The sequence below is a fragment of the Priestia sp. D3YE.R1 genome (assembly GCF_049199565.1).
Classification (GTDB): Bacteria; Bacillota; Bacilli; order Bacillales; family Bacillaceae_H; genus Priestia; species Priestia aryabhattai.
Genome location: NZ_JBLTHW010000007.1, coordinates 122,695 through 138,426, shown reverse-complemented (window position 1 = coordinate 138,426; position 15,732 = coordinate 122,695). Strand labels below are relative to the sequence as shown.

At 37.8% G+C, this 15,732-nt stretch carries 12 protein-coding genes; 2 read left to right on the top strand and 10 right to left on the bottom strand.

Annotated elements, in window-relative coordinates; all coding sequences use genetic code 11:
- Positions 1-451: 451 nt before the first annotated feature.
- From ACOZIR_RS25770 to ACOZIR_RS25755, 4 genes are all read right to left on the bottom strand, one after another.
- Positions 452-1,228, bottom strand: coding sequence for an enoyl-CoA hydratase-related protein (locus tag ACOZIR_RS25770; protein WP_045295615.1), 777 nt, complete (start codon positions 1,226-1,228; stop codon positions 452-454).
- Positions 1,229-1,266: 38 nt separating this feature from the next.
- Positions 1,267-2,796: a fatty acid--CoA ligase family protein gene (locus tag ACOZIR_RS25765; protein ID WP_045295617.1), complete on the bottom strand. Its 1,530-nt coding sequence runs from the start codon at positions 2,794-2,796 to the stop codon at positions 1,267-1,269.
- Positions 2,797-2,965: 169 nt separating this feature from the next.
- Positions 2,966-3,955: a lipoate--protein ligase gene (locus tag ACOZIR_RS25760; RefSeq protein ID WP_045295619.1), complete on the bottom strand. Its 990-nt coding sequence runs from the start codon at positions 3,953-3,955 to the stop codon at positions 2,966-2,968.
- Between the two features lie 15 nt (positions 3,956-3,970).
- A complete protein-coding gene (locus ACOZIR_RS25755) occupies positions 3,971-4,702 on the bottom strand; it encodes an MBL fold metallo-hydrolase (protein ID WP_045295620.1) in 732 nt (243 codons plus the stop codon).
- Between the two features lie 228 nt (positions 4,703-4,930).
- Between ACOZIR_RS25755 and yhfH the strand changes: the two genes are divergently transcribed.
- Complete coding sequence (yhfH, locus tag ACOZIR_RS25750; RefSeq protein ID WP_013055337.1) at positions 4,931-5,062, top strand: protein YhfH; 132 nt, start codon at positions 4,931-4,933, stop codon at positions 5,060-5,062.
- A gap of 38 nt (positions 5,063-5,100) precedes the next feature.
- Here yhfH and ACOZIR_RS25745 read toward each other — a convergent pair whose 3' ends face one another.
- From ACOZIR_RS25745 to ACOZIR_RS25735, 3 genes are all read right to left on the bottom strand, one after another.
- Complete coding sequence (locus ACOZIR_RS25745) at positions 5,101-6,684, bottom strand: response regulator (RefSeq protein ID WP_045292371.1); 1,584 nt, start codon at positions 6,682-6,684, stop codon at positions 5,101-5,103.
- Positions 6,662-8,482 (bottom strand): cache domain-containing sensor histidine kinase, encoded by a 1,821-nt coding sequence (locus tag ACOZIR_RS25740; RefSeq protein ID WP_421536023.1) that lies wholly within the window; start codon positions 8,480-8,482, stop codon positions 6,662-6,664. The genes ACOZIR_RS25745 and ACOZIR_RS25740 overlap by 23 nt, the downstream gene beginning before the upstream one ends.
- Positions 8,483-8,631: 149 nt before the next feature.
- Positions 8,632-9,921, bottom strand: coding sequence for an ABC transporter substrate-binding protein (locus tag ACOZIR_RS25735; protein ID WP_033580638.1), 1,290 nt, complete (start codon positions 9,919-9,921; stop codon positions 8,632-8,634).
- A 281-nt stretch (positions 9,922-10,202) separates the two neighbouring features.
- On the opposite strand from ACOZIR_RS25735, the gene ACOZIR_RS25730 reads away from it, so the two are divergent.
- A complete protein-coding gene (locus ACOZIR_RS25730; protein WP_421536022.1) occupies positions 10,203-12,374 on the top strand; it encodes a peptidoglycan D,D-transpeptidase FtsI family protein in 2,172 nt (723 codons plus the stop codon).
- 52 nt (positions 12,375-12,426) lie between these two features.
- On the opposite strand, the gene ACOZIR_RS25725 is transcribed toward ACOZIR_RS25730, so the two are convergent.
- From ACOZIR_RS25725 to hemH, 3 genes are all read right to left on the bottom strand, one after another.
- Complete coding sequence (locus tag ACOZIR_RS25725; protein WP_028412542.1) at positions 12,427-12,996, bottom strand: TetR/AcrR family transcriptional regulator; 570 nt, start codon at positions 12,994-12,996, stop codon at positions 12,427-12,429.
- Positions 12,997-13,159: 163 nt separating this feature from the next.
- Positions 13,160-14,581: a protoporphyrinogen oxidase gene (hemY, locus tag ACOZIR_RS25720; RefSeq protein ID WP_071277685.1), complete on the bottom strand. Its 1,422-nt coding sequence runs from the start codon at positions 14,579-14,581 to the stop codon at positions 13,160-13,162.
- Positions 14,582-14,718: 137 nt separating this feature from the next.
- On the bottom strand, positions 14,719-15,651 hold the full coding sequence (hemH, locus tag ACOZIR_RS25715) for a ferrochelatase (RefSeq protein WP_045292377.1): 933 nt from the start codon (positions 15,649-15,651) through the stop codon (positions 14,719-14,721).
- Positions 15,652-15,732 lie beyond the last annotated feature (81 nt).

The following is a 15,732-nucleotide window of genomic DNA, read 5'->3' as shown; positions in this document are numbered from 1 at the left end:
CGCCAGCGTTCATCCTGAGCCAGGATCAAACTCTCCGAAGAAATGTTTGACTTGCTCAATTTAAAAATAAAAATTAACGTTGACGTTTGTCGCTTTGTTCAGTTTTCAAAGTTCAACTGCCGCTCTTAAGCGACTTTATTATCTTATCAAGTTACCGACGTAATGTCAACAACTTTTTAAAATTCTTTTTTTCAGCTTCGTTGTTACCGTTATGTCTCAACGACGCTTTATAATAATAAAATATATCTTTATTAAAGTCAACAGTTTTTAAGAAAAAAATTCGAAACCATTACTTTTTGATTCAGATAGCTGTTTTATCTAGATCATATCATTATATTGTAGGCAAAAGCTAGGTTTAAACTTTGCCTTCTATATTCTTGAACTCTTCACTTTTTCAATTTCTTCATTTATCAAGAAATTGAAAAAGAGCTGTCCATTAGACAGCCCTTTCTTATTTCCCTTTAAAACTAGGTCTTCTCTTCTCAGCAAATGCTTGAAGCGCCTCTAGACGATCTTCTGTCGGAATTGTTAACTCATATGCTTTTCGTTCAATTTGCAAACCAGTCTGCAAATCAGCCTTCATTCCTTCTTTGATAGCAAATTTTGCTTGCTGAATTGCAATTGGCCCATTTTTCAATAAAAGCGAGATAAAAATATCTGTTGTTTCTTCTATTTGATATCCAGGAGCTACCTTCGTTACTAGACCACATTCTTTCGCTTCTGATGCCGTGAGGCGCTGAGCTGTTAAAATTAGTTCCATTGCTTTTGCTTCCCCAACTAAGCGGGGGAGACGCTGTGTTCCTCCTGCGCCTGGTATAATCGCTAAGCTTGTTTCCGTTAAACCCATAAGCGCTTCTGTTGAAGCAATCCGGAAATCACATGCTAAAGCAAGCTCCATTCCTCCTCCAAATGCATATCCGTTGATGATTGCTATCGTTGGCTGAGGAAGCTGCTCTATCTTAGAAAACACTTCTCCTATTTTGTAAATATTGCGCTTTACCTCTTGGTCAGAGAGGGTTTTACGTTCTTTTAAATCGGCACCTACACTAAAAGATTTTTCACCTGCCCCTTTAAACGTTACAACTCGAACATCTTTTTGAATACGAATCCCTTCAATTACTTCTTCCAATTCTTTAAGCATATCGTAATTAAAAGCATTCATCGCTTCCGGACGGTTCAGTATCACATGGGCGACGTGTCCCTTTATTTCATAAGAAATAGATGACATTCTTTTACCACCTCCAACTTGAAATCGCTTTCATTTCATCACTCCTGAGATACCTGCTGCTTCAGTGCACGCCTTAAAATTTTTCCCGTTGTATTTTTAGGAAGTTCTTTTAAAAATTCAATTTCACTTGGCACTTTATATTTAGCAAGATGCTCTTTGCAGTAGGCAATAAGCTTCTCTTCCGTTATCTCTTGATTATTGCACACCACGTAACACTTCACACATTCACCTAAAGAAGGATCAGGAACTCCGATAACAGCCACTTCTACAATATCCTGATGCGCATATAGCACTTCTTCTACTTCGCGAGGATAAACATTATATCCTCCTACAATAATTAAATCTTTTTTACGGTCAACGATATAAAAATAACCTTCCTTATCCATTCTTGCTAAGTCACCTGTATACAGCCAACCATCTCGGAGAGCATATTCCGTGTCTTCAGGAAGCTTGTAATACCCTTTCATCACGTTAGGGCCTTTGACGATAAGTTCGCCGACTTGTCCTACTTCCACTTCTTCTCCTAGTTCGTTTACCACTTTATTTTCAACATTCATAATAGATGTGCCTATAGAACCGGCTTTTCTCTCTCGGTCAATCGGATTGAAACACGTCACAGGAGAAGCCTCAGATAATCCATACCCTTCTGCTACCATTACTCCAAACTTACGTTCAAAATGGGTTAGAAGTGCCACCGGCATTGATGCCCCGCCTGATATACAAAGCCTTACCGTGTGAAAGTGCTCTTTTTTCCCTTTGTCATGCTGAAGTAAGAAATTATACATTGTCGGAACACCAGCAAAAATAGTCGCTTGTCGATTTTGAATTAATTCAAATATAGAAGATGGACTGAATTTTGGTTCAATTAATATCGTTCCTCCATTCATTAAAGGCGCATTCAATGAAACAGTTAAACAAAATACGTGAAACATCGGCAAAGCAGCTACGACTCGGTCATTCCCATTTATACTTAAATAATCTGCTACGTCTTGAGCGTTTGAATAAATATTCTTATGCGTAAGCATAGCTCCTTTTGGTTTTCCAGTCGTTCCTGACGTATACAGAATGATGGCCACATCTTCTTCTTTTAACTCCAGAAAATCATATGTAGCTTCCCCTCTGTTTACAACTTGCGAAAACGTGTGAAAATAAGAAGGGATATTTTCCACTGTATCTGTCGTTTCACATAAGATAACGTGTTCCAAAAATGGAGTGTGTCCAATGATTTTCTTTAAAACAGGGAGAAGTAAATCAACCGCAATAACTCCTTTTACATCTCCATCCTGAAGCATGTAGCTAATTTCATCCGCTGTGTAAATAGGATTAATGGGTATAACGGTAGCTCCTACTCGAAGGGCACCGTACAATCCAATAACAAAATGAGGCGAGTTGCCGACAATCAAAGCGATATGATCTCCTTTTTTTACACCTAATTGCTTCAGACCATTAGCAAACTTAGATACCGATGCATCAAGATCTGCATAAGATGTTTCCTGATCCATAAAAACATATGCCGATTTTTGTGGAAATTGCTCAGCTGTGTTATGAAGCTGTGCTGACAAATTCATCTCATAACTTCCTCCTTTTAATAACGAATGAATGAACAACCATTCATTATTAAGTCATAATAATGGAAAAATTCTTACTTCTTCTATTCTATTATAATGTTACTGCTGTTCTATTGACAAGACTCATCTGTTTAAAAAGAAAAAAAGCCTGACGTAGCAGACTTTTTTCTTAATAGATTAATTCAACAAACTCTTCTTTTGTAATATTACCAAAATAATGTGGAATATCGATGTCTTCTAAAGCTTGTTCAATAGAAGCTTTTTCATAACGAACACCTGTTAATTTTTCCTGTACTTCCTGGACATCCCCCACTCCAAAGAAATCTCCATAAATGGTGCAAGCATCGATTTTCCCTTTATTCACTTCTAAACGAACGTCAATTTGTCCCACAGGAAAGCGGTGAGAGTGCTGTAAGTTAAATTTAGGTGATTTTCCATAGTTCCAATCCCATGACTGGTAGCGCTCTTTAGAAATTTGATGAATCATTTCCCAATCTTTTTCCGTTAGTTTATATTCTGTTATATTTTCTTCTCCCTCAAAGATATACCGAAGCAGCATTTCTCTAAATTCTTCCACCGTTACTTTCTGTTCTAAAAATTCGCTGATATTTGCTACTCTATTTCGAATAGACTTAATGCCTTTGGATTCAATTTTATCTTTTTTTACTTTTAACGCTGATACCACGTTTTCAATCTCTGAATCAAAAAGAAGAGTTCCATGGCTGAACATTCTTCCTTTCGTCGAAAACTGAGCATTTCCAGAAATTTTACGTCCTTCGGCCATTAAATCATTTCGTCCGCTTAACTCAGCATTAACTCCTAATTTCTTTAACGCTTCCACGACTGGCTCGGTAAACTTTTTAAAATTATGAAAGCTATTTCCATCGTCTTTCGTAATAAAGCTGAAGTTTAAATTTCCTTTATCATGATAAACGGCACCGCCTCCAGATAGACGTCTCACTACATGAATATGCTGATCTTCAACATATTTTGTATTAATCTCCTCAATGGTGTTCTGGTTTTTTCCAATAATAATAGAAGGTTCATTAATATAAAACAGCAGATATGTCTCATTAATATCTAGATGCTTGAGCGCATACTCTTCAATTGCTAAATTAATTCGGGGATCATAATTTTTTTGATTATCAATAAATAACATTCATTTTCCTCCTTGTTATTCCCATACGTATCCTGATTCAGCTAACGTGAGCGTACCTCGATAATGAGCAGCAGCTTCCTCTACTAGCTGTTGATGTTCGCCGTAGTGGGGAAGGTGAGTAAGCATGAGTTGTTTGACACTTGCTTTAGAAGCAAGTGTACCGGCTTCTGTACTTGTCATGTGTCCAGCGCCGCTTCCATCTTGGCTAGCATAAAAATTACATTCACAAATAAGAAGATCTGCATTTTCTGAGAAGGAAACAAATTCTTCTAAATAGCTCGAGTCCGCTGTATACACGACGGTTTGATTGCCAGCACTTATTCTCATGGCATAACAAACGACTGGATGTTTTGTTTTCATAAATTCGATTGTAAAAGGCCCAACTTCAAGTTTTTGACTGGGATCGTACTCTACCCCTTTGGTAATTCCTTTATGAGTAAGTTTGTTGAAGCTTTCCTGATCATATGTATGTCCGTAAATAGAAAGTTCTCTAACAGCGTTCCCTAGATGAGTCTGAATGAGGCGAGCATATTGGAATACTCCGACATCAGCCACGTGATCATGATGATAATGAGATAAAATCATAGCATCTATTTCTTCTGGATTTGCATATTTTTGCAGCTGAGCCAATGCACCGCTTCCGCAATCAACAAGCAGCTGAAATCCATCGTGCTCAATTAAATAGCTAGAAGTAGCTTCTGAAACAGCAGGATACCCTCCCCAAAAACCAATAACAGTTACTTTCATTTCAATCACCCTTTCGTACTATTTTTATTACGTTCAGTATACCCTACTTTTTTTTGAAAACTAACTGAAAGGCACTCGTTTCCGCCATTTTATCGAAATAACTCATTGTTATATAACAAATAACCACTTAGAATAGCAAAATAGGCTAAATTGTTATAAAACATAATTGACATTTTATCATCTGTTATAATACAATGTTAGTAACAAAAACAACGGAGGGGATTTAAAATGTTAGAAAAAATGACTGAATTTTTCAAAAGATTACCCAATAAAAAGTGCGTAGAATGCGGAAACGATATCGAGGAACAGCATGAGTGCTACGGAAACAAATGCGATCACTGTCTAGATATCATGAAATAAAAAAAGCTGAAACTGTTTTATAACAGTTTCAGCTTTTTTTATACGCTCAAACTGCGATACTCGTTTGGCGTAATGCCTTCTACTTTTTTAAACACTTTTCGAAAGTATTTATCATCATGATATCCAATCATATTCGCAATTTCATAGATTTTTAGTTCTTCATTTAGTAAAAGTGATTTGGCTTTATTCATTCTGACTTTCACCATATAATCTGAAATATTTTCTTGAAATTCTTGCTTAAACTTTCTCGAAATGTATTCACGGCTTAAATAGAAACGTTCCGATATTTCTTGAAGCTTCACATCTCGATGAAAATTTTGCTGCAAATATTGTTCGATCTCATAAATAACGTCGCGATTGTTTTGCTTGCTATACCTTTTTACTACTTTTAAAAAGCGCTTTACTTCACGCTTCTTTCTCTCTACATACTTTGCTAGCTGAAACTGCCCATCTTGGTTATAGAAAAAAGAAAGAACATATTCAGGACCGTTATTTATCGTATAAGGAATGTGATATCTTTTTAACCAATGCTGGCTTAACAGCTGATATTCCTGCTCAAAATGCAGAATTTGCTTTAATGATAGGTAATTTTGTGCTTCAAAAGCTGTGATAATTTCGTTGAATACCGGCAAAAAGGCTTCAAACTTTCCTACTTGCAGCGCTTCTTCAATTTTACTGTTATAATCCATCATATTTATTAATAAAGCACTTGCTAAAACGTCTTGCTCTCCGTAGACCTTCACTTTATTTTGATCAAGAACATTGCTTAATAAAAGCGAGTTTTTCGCATGTTCATAGGATTTCATTAGCTGATCAATAGAAGAAACTCTGCACCCTCTTGCAATCCGACAGCTCACGTCTAACGTACGGCGAATTGCTGTATGTAAAGTCGTCAGTAAAGAGGTTATGCGTTCAAAATCATTCCAAAATATAACGATAATTTCCCACTTATTGGATAAATAACGGAAGGCTACCCCATTTTCTTCTGCCATCAGCATTTCATTGATTACATTTAAAATTGAAAAATAGGCTAAATCCCGGTCACCGCCAAAAGAACGAATAATGGATTCATCTACACGTACAATCCCCACTTCATATTCTCTAGTCAGATGGAAACCAAACTCTTCATAGATTGATTGATTTAGCAAATAATTGTTCATTAACTGCGTCAGTTTTCGATCTCGATAAATCGGCTTCATTTCATTGATTAAACGATAGCTGCTATTATGGACTTTTCTTGACTCTTCTTCTTTTTTCCATTGAGTTACAGCTCGTATAAGCGTATCGTTTAAAATCGAAGGATCCACTGGCTTTAGAATATAATCCGTACTTCCAAAATGAATAGCTTTACGCATATAGTGGTAGTCATCATACCCTGTTACCACAATCGTTTTGCTAGAAGGTGAATTCTCTTTAATCCACTCCAACAAAGCAATTCCATCGATATTAGGCATCTTCATATCAGTAAAAATGATTTCCGGTCCGTGATCCTCGATAAGCGCAATCGCTTGCTCACCGCTATCAGCTTCTATCACATCTGTAATTTCATGCTCTTGCCACTGTCCAAGGAGCTTTATCCCTTCTCTTACATGCTCTTCATCATCCACGATTAATACTTTCATCACTATCCCTCTTTTCTTCAATTGTTGTTAGCTTTATGACAACGGTAAAATCGTGATTTTCTTGACTGCTAATTTGCATTGAAGCATGATCTCCATAGTAGATGCGAAGTCGTTCATAAATGTTTTGCAACCCAATATGCTCATCTGTTTGATTATACGATTGCTGAAGTCTCGTTTTTAATTGATTCAACTCTTGCTCTTCTATCCCTTTTCCGTTGTCAGAAACAGTTAGAATCAGTTCTTCTCCGTTCAACTTCGCTGAAATCAACAGCTTTCCGCTTCCTGTGCGGGTTTCGAATCCATGCTTAAAAGAATTCTCAACAAGAGGCTGCAAGATCATTTTCGGTATTCGCATAAGCTCTGCCTCTTTTTCGATATTTAACTCATACTCAAACTTTGAACCAAACCGCTGCTTCTGCAGACTCAAGAAAGCTTTTACGTGATCGACTTCTTGCTTTAAGCTTACGATATCCTCTTTCATATTCATGCTGTAACGCATAATGTGAGAAAGTGAGGTTAATAAAGAATATACTTCAACTGCTTTATGCTTAAGGGCAAGAGTTCCAATCGATTGAAATGCGTTGTATAAAAAATGCGGATTAATTTGTGACTGCAGCACTTTTAGCTGCGTTGATTTATTTTCTAATTCCAAGCGAAATTTACGTTCAATCAAGTCATTAATTGTTTCTACCATAGAGGTAAAATGCCTTCCTAAAACACCAAATTCATCGTTTCCAAGCGACTTAAACCGCACTTCAAATGATCCTTTTTCCACTTCTTTCATATTGCGAATCAATACGTTAATTGGCTGTGTAAAACGTACTGATATAAAAAGCGTAGCGATAACGAGCATACACAAAAATGGCAGGCCAATTAATACATTCATAAGTGCTGTCTTTCTTGCATCCTCATATAAAACACTGTAAGGAATTCGTTTCACAATATACAAGTCCTCAAAAGGCTGTTTGAGCTTTTCATACATTAATACGCCTGAGAAGCTTTTATCTTCCCATTCCATGCTGTGATCCTCTTGAGACGTAAGCGCCTTTAGCCACGGGTAGTTTTCATTTTTTCCAATAACCTTTGAATCCGAAGAATACAAAACCTTCTCTTTATTGTTCATTAAATAAAAATCTTCTGACTCTTCATTATACAAACGCTGCGATATAGATTGAATTTGTGTCATGTTAATGTCTAAAGATAGATAAGCTAACAACTTGTCTGATGGAATTTCATCAATCCGCTGATGAAAGCTAATAACTTGATTCGGCAGTGAATCAATTAACGTTGATAAATTATTGTAGCTATAAATTTCATGGGTAGGCTCAATGGCAAGAAATTTATGATTTTTATTTAAATAAGAATAGTAAGGCTGAGTGTAAATATCATCGTACTTCCCTCTGCTGCTCACTTTCGAATTATAAGCTGTATACGAGTCATGCCCGTTCTCAATATAAAGATGGAGCTGTTCAATCTCTGGACGAGTATTATATAAATAAAGAAGAGTGCGTGATATTTCCAGTTGATTGGCTCCTAAGTCACTTGATACGCCTTCATCTAACACTTTAATAAATGGGTGGTAGCCGTACAGCCTTTTGGTAATATTAGCAATTTCATTTAAGTAATCACTCAAATCATTGCTTCCATTTTTAATAACTTGATAGTTGGTAGAAATAAATCGATTCTTAACCGTTTCTTTTGTGTATTGATACGTAAAAATCGTTGAAATTAAAAATGGAACAACGGTTGCGAATAAGAAAAACAAAATTAATTTCTTGCGTATGCTCCAGCCTTTCACAAATAACCTCCTTTGACTAATGTCATACATTATGACTATTATTATACATTAAAAGCGCTTTCAATTAACTATTATTTTTTCATAACTATGAATCTAACCAGCTATTTTTTCACACCAAAAAGTCCGCGTTTTCCACGCGGACCTTTTGGTTATTTTTTCATTTTCGCCCAAATTGCATCTAATTTCTTCATAAATTCTTCTTCCGTCATTTGTTTGCCTGCGTAAGACTGCATTGCTGCGCCTACTTCTTGAACCGTTCCTTCTGGATACTTAAACCAGTTCCAAGATAATGTTTTGCCTTCTTCAGAGTATTTTAAGATGTCATCAGATAAAGAATCGATTCCTTTTCCATCGATGTTTTTGAACGCTGGAATGAACTTGAACTTTTCAACTAAGAATTTTTGACCCTCTTTAGAAGAAACCATCCAATTTAAGAATTCCTTCGCTGCTTTTTTATCTGCATCTGGTGCATTTTTGTTCACTACCCAGTTATTTGGAACTCCAATTGCTAATTTATCATTTTTCTTCGCATCGTTGCTGATTGGCATTGGGATAAAGCCCATTTTCATATCCGGATTGATTTTCGTGATCATATTTACCGTCCAGTTACCTTGTTGCATCATCGCTGTTTCACCAGAAGCAAATTGAGTAACTTGTGTATTGTAATCCGTCGTTAATGGATTTTTATTTCCATACTTTAACGTTAAATCGAACAGATTCATAAATTGCTTAAACGTTTCATTGCCTTCAAATTTTGCTTTTCCTTCGTTTAGACCTTTAATAAACGCATCTGGATCGTCTTGCTGCGCCATTGGAATATTAAATAAGTGGTTACCTAGCACCCACCACTCGCCGTATCCGTTAGAAAATGGCGTAATGCCTTTTGCTTTCAGCTTTTTAGAAGCTGCTTCTAATTCCGACAGCGTCTTAGGCAATTCTTTAATGCCTGCTTTTTCAAATAAATCTTTATTATAAATAAAACCATAACCTTCTAAGTTTAGCGGCTGACCATAGATTTTCCCGTCCATCGTCATCGGTTCTTTAGCGATATCATACAGATTATCTACCCACGGCTGATCAGATAAATCTTCTAATTTATCCTTCCACGTTTGCGCTTCTTGGAACCCTCCATTATTAAAGATATCAGGTTCATTTCCAGAGGCAAACTGTGCTTTTAATGCTGCACCATAGTCCGCGCCTCCGCCGACTGTTTGGATGTTAAACTTTACGTTTGGATGTTCTTTTGTATATTCATCCGTTAATTCTTTCAGCTGATCTGCAATTTCCACTTTAAACTGGAACATATCAATAACAACTTGATCACCTGAGCCTGTTGATTTACTTGCTTTTGAATCCGTACCTGAGTTTGAACATGCTGTCGCAAATAAAAGTGATGTTGCTAACACGCCAGACATTATTGAAAGCCTTTTCATTTTCATTCGTTTTGCCCCCCTTGATATCTATCTCTCTTTATTTTACCGATTCTAGGACATTTGAACAGGTAACAATATTGAACAACCGAGTGGAAAATATTGAACACCCCCCTTCAGCACCCTTCGACAGGTCTCTCTTCTTCCACAAGAATTTCTATAAAATTTTTATCTGTTTTATTTCACCTAATAACATTTATAGACAAAATTATGTTAATATGTAGAGTGATAGATTCATAAGAAAATTTATGAATTTTTTTAACTTGTATAAACAAAGTGAAGGGGTTTACATGAAAACTAAAAAGCGCAAAAAAACACATGTCTCATTTCGAATTAACTGGCTGTTTATTGTGGTTTTCCTGCTTTTTTCTGCACTCATTTTACGATTAGGCTTCGTACAGATTGTGTACGGAGAGAACTATAAACGAGAAGTTGAAAAAACAGAAGATGAAACGGTAGATTCACCGGTTCCTCGCGGAAAGATGCTAGACCGCTATGACCGCGTTATCGTGGATAATAAACCGTTGAACGCTGTCACGTACACGCGTTTGAAGGGCGTCACTCAAGAAGACAAGCTAAAAGTAGCTAAAAAGCTTGCCACTCTTATTGATGTTCCTGTTACAACAGACGTTTTTGGCAAATCGGATAAAAAGAAAGATAAAAATACGATTAAGCTAACAGAACGCGACTTAAAAGATTATTGGATTGCAACTCATCCAAAAGCAGCTGCGAAAAAAATTACCGCAGCAGATAAGCAAAAAGTAAAAGAAGGTCAGCTTTCTGAAGATGATTTGTATCCTCTTCAGCTGAAGCGCATCACCAAAAACGAACTTTTATCGGTGAAAGATGACCTTGAAGTGATTGCTATTAAAAGCAAGATGGAAGGCGGCTACGCGTTAACCGCCCAAATTATTAAAAGCGGCTTAACAGATAAAGAGCTTGCCGTTATTAGTGAACAATTAGGGAACTTGCCAGGCGTTGATACAACAACTTACTGGGACCGTATGTATACATACAATGACTTACTTAGCACGCTGCTTGGTAAAATCACATCGGCAGATGAAGGGTTGCCAAGCGAAAACTTACAGTACTACTTGTCCCACGGCTACAGCCGAAATGACCGAGTAGGAAAAAGTTATTTAGAAAAGCAGTATGAAGACGTCCTTCGCGGTCAAAAAGCTCGCGTGCAAAACGTAACGGACCGCTCGGGCAACTTAGTGAGCCAAGAGACCGTTACAGAAGGTCAGCGCGGCAGTGACTTAATTTTAACAATTGATATGGAACTTCAAAAACAAGTCGAAGATGTTTTAACAAAAGCTGTGACATCTGGAGCTGCTGGTTCACGATTAATGGATCGCGCGTTTGCTATTATGATGGACCCTCACACGGGAGACATTTTAGCAATGGGTGGAAAACAGCTTGTTACCGATAAGCAAACTGGAGCACGTAAAGTACAAGACTTTGCTCTTGGTAACATGACAACTTCTTATGAAGTAGGTTCCGCGGTTAAAGGAGCTACTGTTCTAGCAGGACTTGATTCAGGCGCTATTCAGCCTGGTACGGTTTTTTACGATGCGCCGCTGAAGTTTGCTGGCGGAACAATTAAAAAGTCGTCTCACCCAATTGGAGCAACTGGGATCCAAAATGCTTTGGAACAATCATCAAACGTGTTCATGTACCGTACGGTTATGAGCATGGCTGGTGAAACGTACCGCCCTGGCGGCAAACTGAACATTCCACCGTCTATCTTTAATAAGCTGCGCTCATACTATAGCCAGTTTGGTCTTGGAATTTCAACGGGCATCGAATTAGAAAACGAATCAACGGGTATTCGCAATACCGTAACAAACGAACCAGGTAAAGCACTGGATTTTGGTATTGGACAGTATGATACGTACACGCCGCTTCAGCTTGTTCAGTACATCTCAACGATTGCTAACGGTGGATACCGCATGAAGCCACACTTAGTAAAAGAAATCCGCGAACCTGAGCTTGATAGCGAACTAAAAGGAAGTATTCAAAGTTCTGTTGAACCAGAAGTATTAAACCGTATTACGATGGGCCAGTCAGAAATTAACCTTGTCAAACAAGGATTTCGCCAAGTAGTTACAGGGTCACATGGTACAGGACGTTTACTTAATACAGGAAAATACCGTCAGTATAATATTGCTGGTAAATCTGGTACCGCGGAAACCTTTAATAAAGGCGTAAGCGTTCGTAACTCTACATTCGTTTCATACGCCCCTTATGATAATCCCGAAGTAGCAGTAGCGGTTGTTATTCCTTCTGCTTATGTAGCCGGTACATCTAATACGTTAAGTAAAACTGTTACTGGTGACGTGATAAAAGCTTACTTCGACCTTAAAAAAGAAGGCGAAAAAGAAGTAGAGCAAAAAGAAGAAGATGCAAAAACAGGAAATACGGAATTAAACGGTGTAAAAAAAGATGATAGTGAACAATAAAAAAGGTCTCTTCATGAGACCTTTTTTGTTTTTTCTATGAAAAAAGCCTATCTCACTGAGACAGACCGCGTAAAAAGTATAGTTCAATTAATTCAGCAATTTTTTCTTCTGAAAGCGGCTCATGCCGTTTTTCCCAATCATAGACAAGTGCAATGTACATTTTAAATAATAAAAAAGCTGTGAGCTCCGGGTTGCACGGTTTGATTTCTTTTTTAGAAATCGCTATTTCGATTTTGTTTTTTATATAAGTTAAAATCTCTTCTTCTACTCGCACCAGCACTTCTTGCACTGCTGTAGTGCCTAACTGCTGTTCCTGTACCAGCTTCAGCATGAGCTGATGCTCAGTGCGGAATTCTAAGATTCGAAAAATAGCTGCTTGAGCATTTTCAAAAAAAGGACGGCTGCTGTCAATGACAGTTTCAGCTGCATCTGTCATTTCTCGAATCATTCGTGTAACAATTTCATCGAATAACTCTTCTTTGTTTTTAAAAAAAGTATAAATCGTTCCTTTTCCGACATTTGCAAGCTTCGCCACTTGCTCCATAGTCGTTGCTTTATATCCAAACAGCGCAAATGATTTTGACGCTGCATCAACAACTGATTGCTTTCGGTCTATAGCCACGTTATCCCCTTCTTTCTGACCAAATGAATATTTCGGTCAACAAGTACGGTTTTACTATAGCATAAGTTTCTTTTGCTTTTCAACCACAATCTTTTCTCTTAGTATAACCTTTCTCTAGAAGTAGTAGACAAAAAAAGCGGAGCATTGATTCACCGCTCCACTTCTACAGTTGCTGCACATATTTAACCGCTTTTTTAGCCACATCTTCTCCTTGCTCTACACATTCTGGTATACCCAGACCTTCGTATGAGCTTCCCGCTACATAAAGACCGGCAAGCTCTTTTTCAAGCTGTTCGTTCATTGTATCTAGCATATCATGATGTCCGACCGTATACTGAGGCATTGACTGCTTCCATCTCGTTACCGCATAAAATTCGGGCTCAGCAGAAATGGTGATGAGCTTCTTCAAATCCTCCAGGACAATTTTGAAAATTTCATCGTCAGGCTGATCCACCACAGCTTCGTCTCCGGTTCGTCCCACTAAACATCTCAGTAGCACTTTCCCTTCCGGAACGGCATGCGGCCACTTTTTATTTAGCCACGTGCATGCCGTAATCGTGTAATCGCTATTTCTTGAAACGGCGATGTTCATTGCATCTAGATTGTCTTGCAGCGCTTCTTGTGCAAAGGCTATCACAACAGTAGCTACTGAAGTGGAAGGCATATGCTTCAACGGTTCGAATATTTTATAGTCCGAAAGCATAGACTGAGCAGCTGCATGAGGGGAAGTTACAATAACGCTGTCTGCTTTTATTACTTTCCCGCTATTTAACGATAATTCATATGTGGTATCTTCTTTATAAATTTTCTCTACTTTTATTCCTTTTGTAATAATATCAGGGTCTATTGCTTTTTCTACCCCATCTACTAGCGATTGAAGACCTTCTTTTAATGTTAAAAAGACGCTATTTTTTTTAAATTCCGAATCATCACCGTGCTGTGGGTGAATTTCTTTTAGCTTTTTCATTCCAACAATTAAGCTTCTGTACTTATGTTCAGCATGCAGAAACTGTGGAAATGTTGATCTTAAACTTAAACGATCAACGTCTCCTGCGTAAATTCCTGATAATAGAGGCTCAATTAAATTTTCAACAACTTCATCACCAAACCGTCTTCTAAAAAATACGCCTAGCGAACGGTCATCCTGATTTTTTGTCTTCGGTATGAAAAAATCAGCTGCTGCGCGCAGCTTGCCAACAGGTGAAAATAACCCTGTTGTGATAAAAGGAGATAACTTGGTTGGTATCCCCATTACAGCACCATCAGGCAGCGCATGCGGTGTATCTTTTACTAGAATATAGGATTTTCCTTTTTCATTTCCGACTAGCTCTCGACCTAGCCCCACTTCTTTTGCCAGCTTTGTAGCAGCTAGCTTACGCGCTAAAAATGAATCAGGACCTTTTTCAAATAAATAACCGTCTCGTCTGACCGTTTGAATTTTCCCGCCAAGCCGATGCGTCGCTTCTATTAGTTGAAGATCAATTGGCAGCTGATGATCCTTTATTTTTTTTTGCAAATAATAGGCAGCTGAAAGACCTGTTATTCCTCCACCGATGATGACAACCTTTTTTCGTCTATCCGTCATGTTATCATCGCCTTTTCTGTAAAATTCAATATAAAGAGAAGCGATTATGGAAATCCATAGCTCGCTTCTTACTTTTCTTTATATTGATTATAAGTTACTTTTCGTCCCTGTTCAACGTACAAAGAATCTATATTGACTTAACGGGCAATTCGTTTTAACACAACTGTAGCTAACCCATCGATAAATTCAGGCTGTGCATTCGGCATTTCAGGGCGGTAATAATCAGCCCCAATTTCATCTGTCACCACTTTGCATTCGTAGTCGTTATCATAAAGTACTTCTAAGTGGTCTGCGATAAATCCAACCGGGGTATAGACAAACGACGTATAGCCTTTTTCTTCATACAGTTCTCTTGTTAAATCTTGGACATCAGGACCTATCCATGGCTCTGGCGTATTTCCAGCACTTTGCCAACCAATTTCGTAATGTTCAATACCAGCTACTTGTGCAATTAAATCCGCTGTTTCTTGAAGCTGATTTGGATATGGATCTCCTGCTGCAATAATTTTTTCTGGCAAGCTATGCGCAGAAACAATCAATACGGCTTTTTGGCGTTTCTCTTCGTCTATTAAATCAAACGTTTGTTTAACACGTGTAGCCCAGTACTGAATGAATTTTGGCTCACTGTACCAGCTTTCTACGGAATGAATGATTGGTCCTCCTAATTTTTCAGCCGTTTCTTTGGCACGCCCATTATAGGACTTTACGCTAAACGTTGAAAAGTGAGGTGCAAGCACAATGCTGACCGCTTCTTTAATTCCGTCTTTATGCATGGCTTCTACTGCATCTTCAACAAACGGTTCAATATGCTTTAAGCCAAGATACGCTTTAAATTCAATTTCATCCTGTACTTCATTCAAGCGCTTTTCCAGACTTTCCATTTGCTGCTGCGTAATTTTTGCAAGAGGTGAAATGCCTCCGATTGCTTCGTAGCGGTTTTGTAAATCTTCTAAGGCTTCCGGTGAAGGTTTACGTCCGCGGCGGATATGTGTATAGTAACGTTCAATATCTTCTTCTTTATATGGCGTTCCATATGCCATTACAAGTAATCCCATTACTTTTTTACTCATGTGTTCGACACCTCTTTGTTAGATTCAATACTTGTCTTCATTTTGCCATGAATAAAAAGAAAAATTCAAAGTTTAGCGCTC

What these genes read in the sequence shown, in the direction of transcription:
- ACOZIR_RS25770 (WP_045295615.1), bottom strand. Translation starts at nt 1,228, where the DNA reads ATGTCATCTATTTCTTATGAAATAAAGGGACACGTCGCCCATGTGATA.
- ACOZIR_RS25765 (WP_045295617.1), bottom strand. Translation starts at nt 2,796, where the DNA reads ATGAATTTGTCAGCACAGCTTCATAACACAGCTGAGCAATTTCCACAA.
- ACOZIR_RS25760 (WP_045295619.1), bottom strand. Translation starts at nt 3,955, where the DNA reads ATGTTATTTATTGATAATCAAAAAAATTATGATCCCCGAATTAATTTA.
- ACOZIR_RS25755 (WP_045295620.1), bottom strand. Translation starts at nt 4,702, where the DNA reads ATGAAAGTAACTGTTATTGGTTTTTGGGGAGGGTATCCTGCTGTTTCA.
- yhfH (WP_013055337.1), top strand. Translation starts at nt 4,931, where the DNA reads ATGTTAGAAAAAATGACTGAATTTTTCAAAAGATTACCCAATAAAAAG.
- ACOZIR_RS25745 (WP_045292371.1), bottom strand. Translation starts at nt 6,684, where the DNA reads ATGAAAGTATTAATCGTGGATGATGAAGAGCATGTAAGAGAAGGGATA.
- ACOZIR_RS25735 (WP_033580638.1), bottom strand. Translation starts at nt 9,921, where the DNA reads ATGAAAATGAAAAGGCTTTCAATAATGTCTGGCGTGTTAGCAACATCA.
- ACOZIR_RS25730 (WP_421536022.1), top strand. Translation starts at nt 10,203, where the DNA reads ATGAAAACTAAAAAGCGCAAAAAAACACATGTCTCATTTCGAATTAAC.
- hemY (WP_071277685.1), bottom strand. Translation starts at nt 14,581, where the DNA reads ATGACGGATAGACGAAAAAAGGTTGTCATCATCGGTGGAGGAATAACA.
- hemH (WP_045292377.1), bottom strand. Translation starts at nt 15,651, where the DNA reads ATGAGTAAAAAAGTAATGGGATTACTTGTAATGGCATATGGAACGCCA.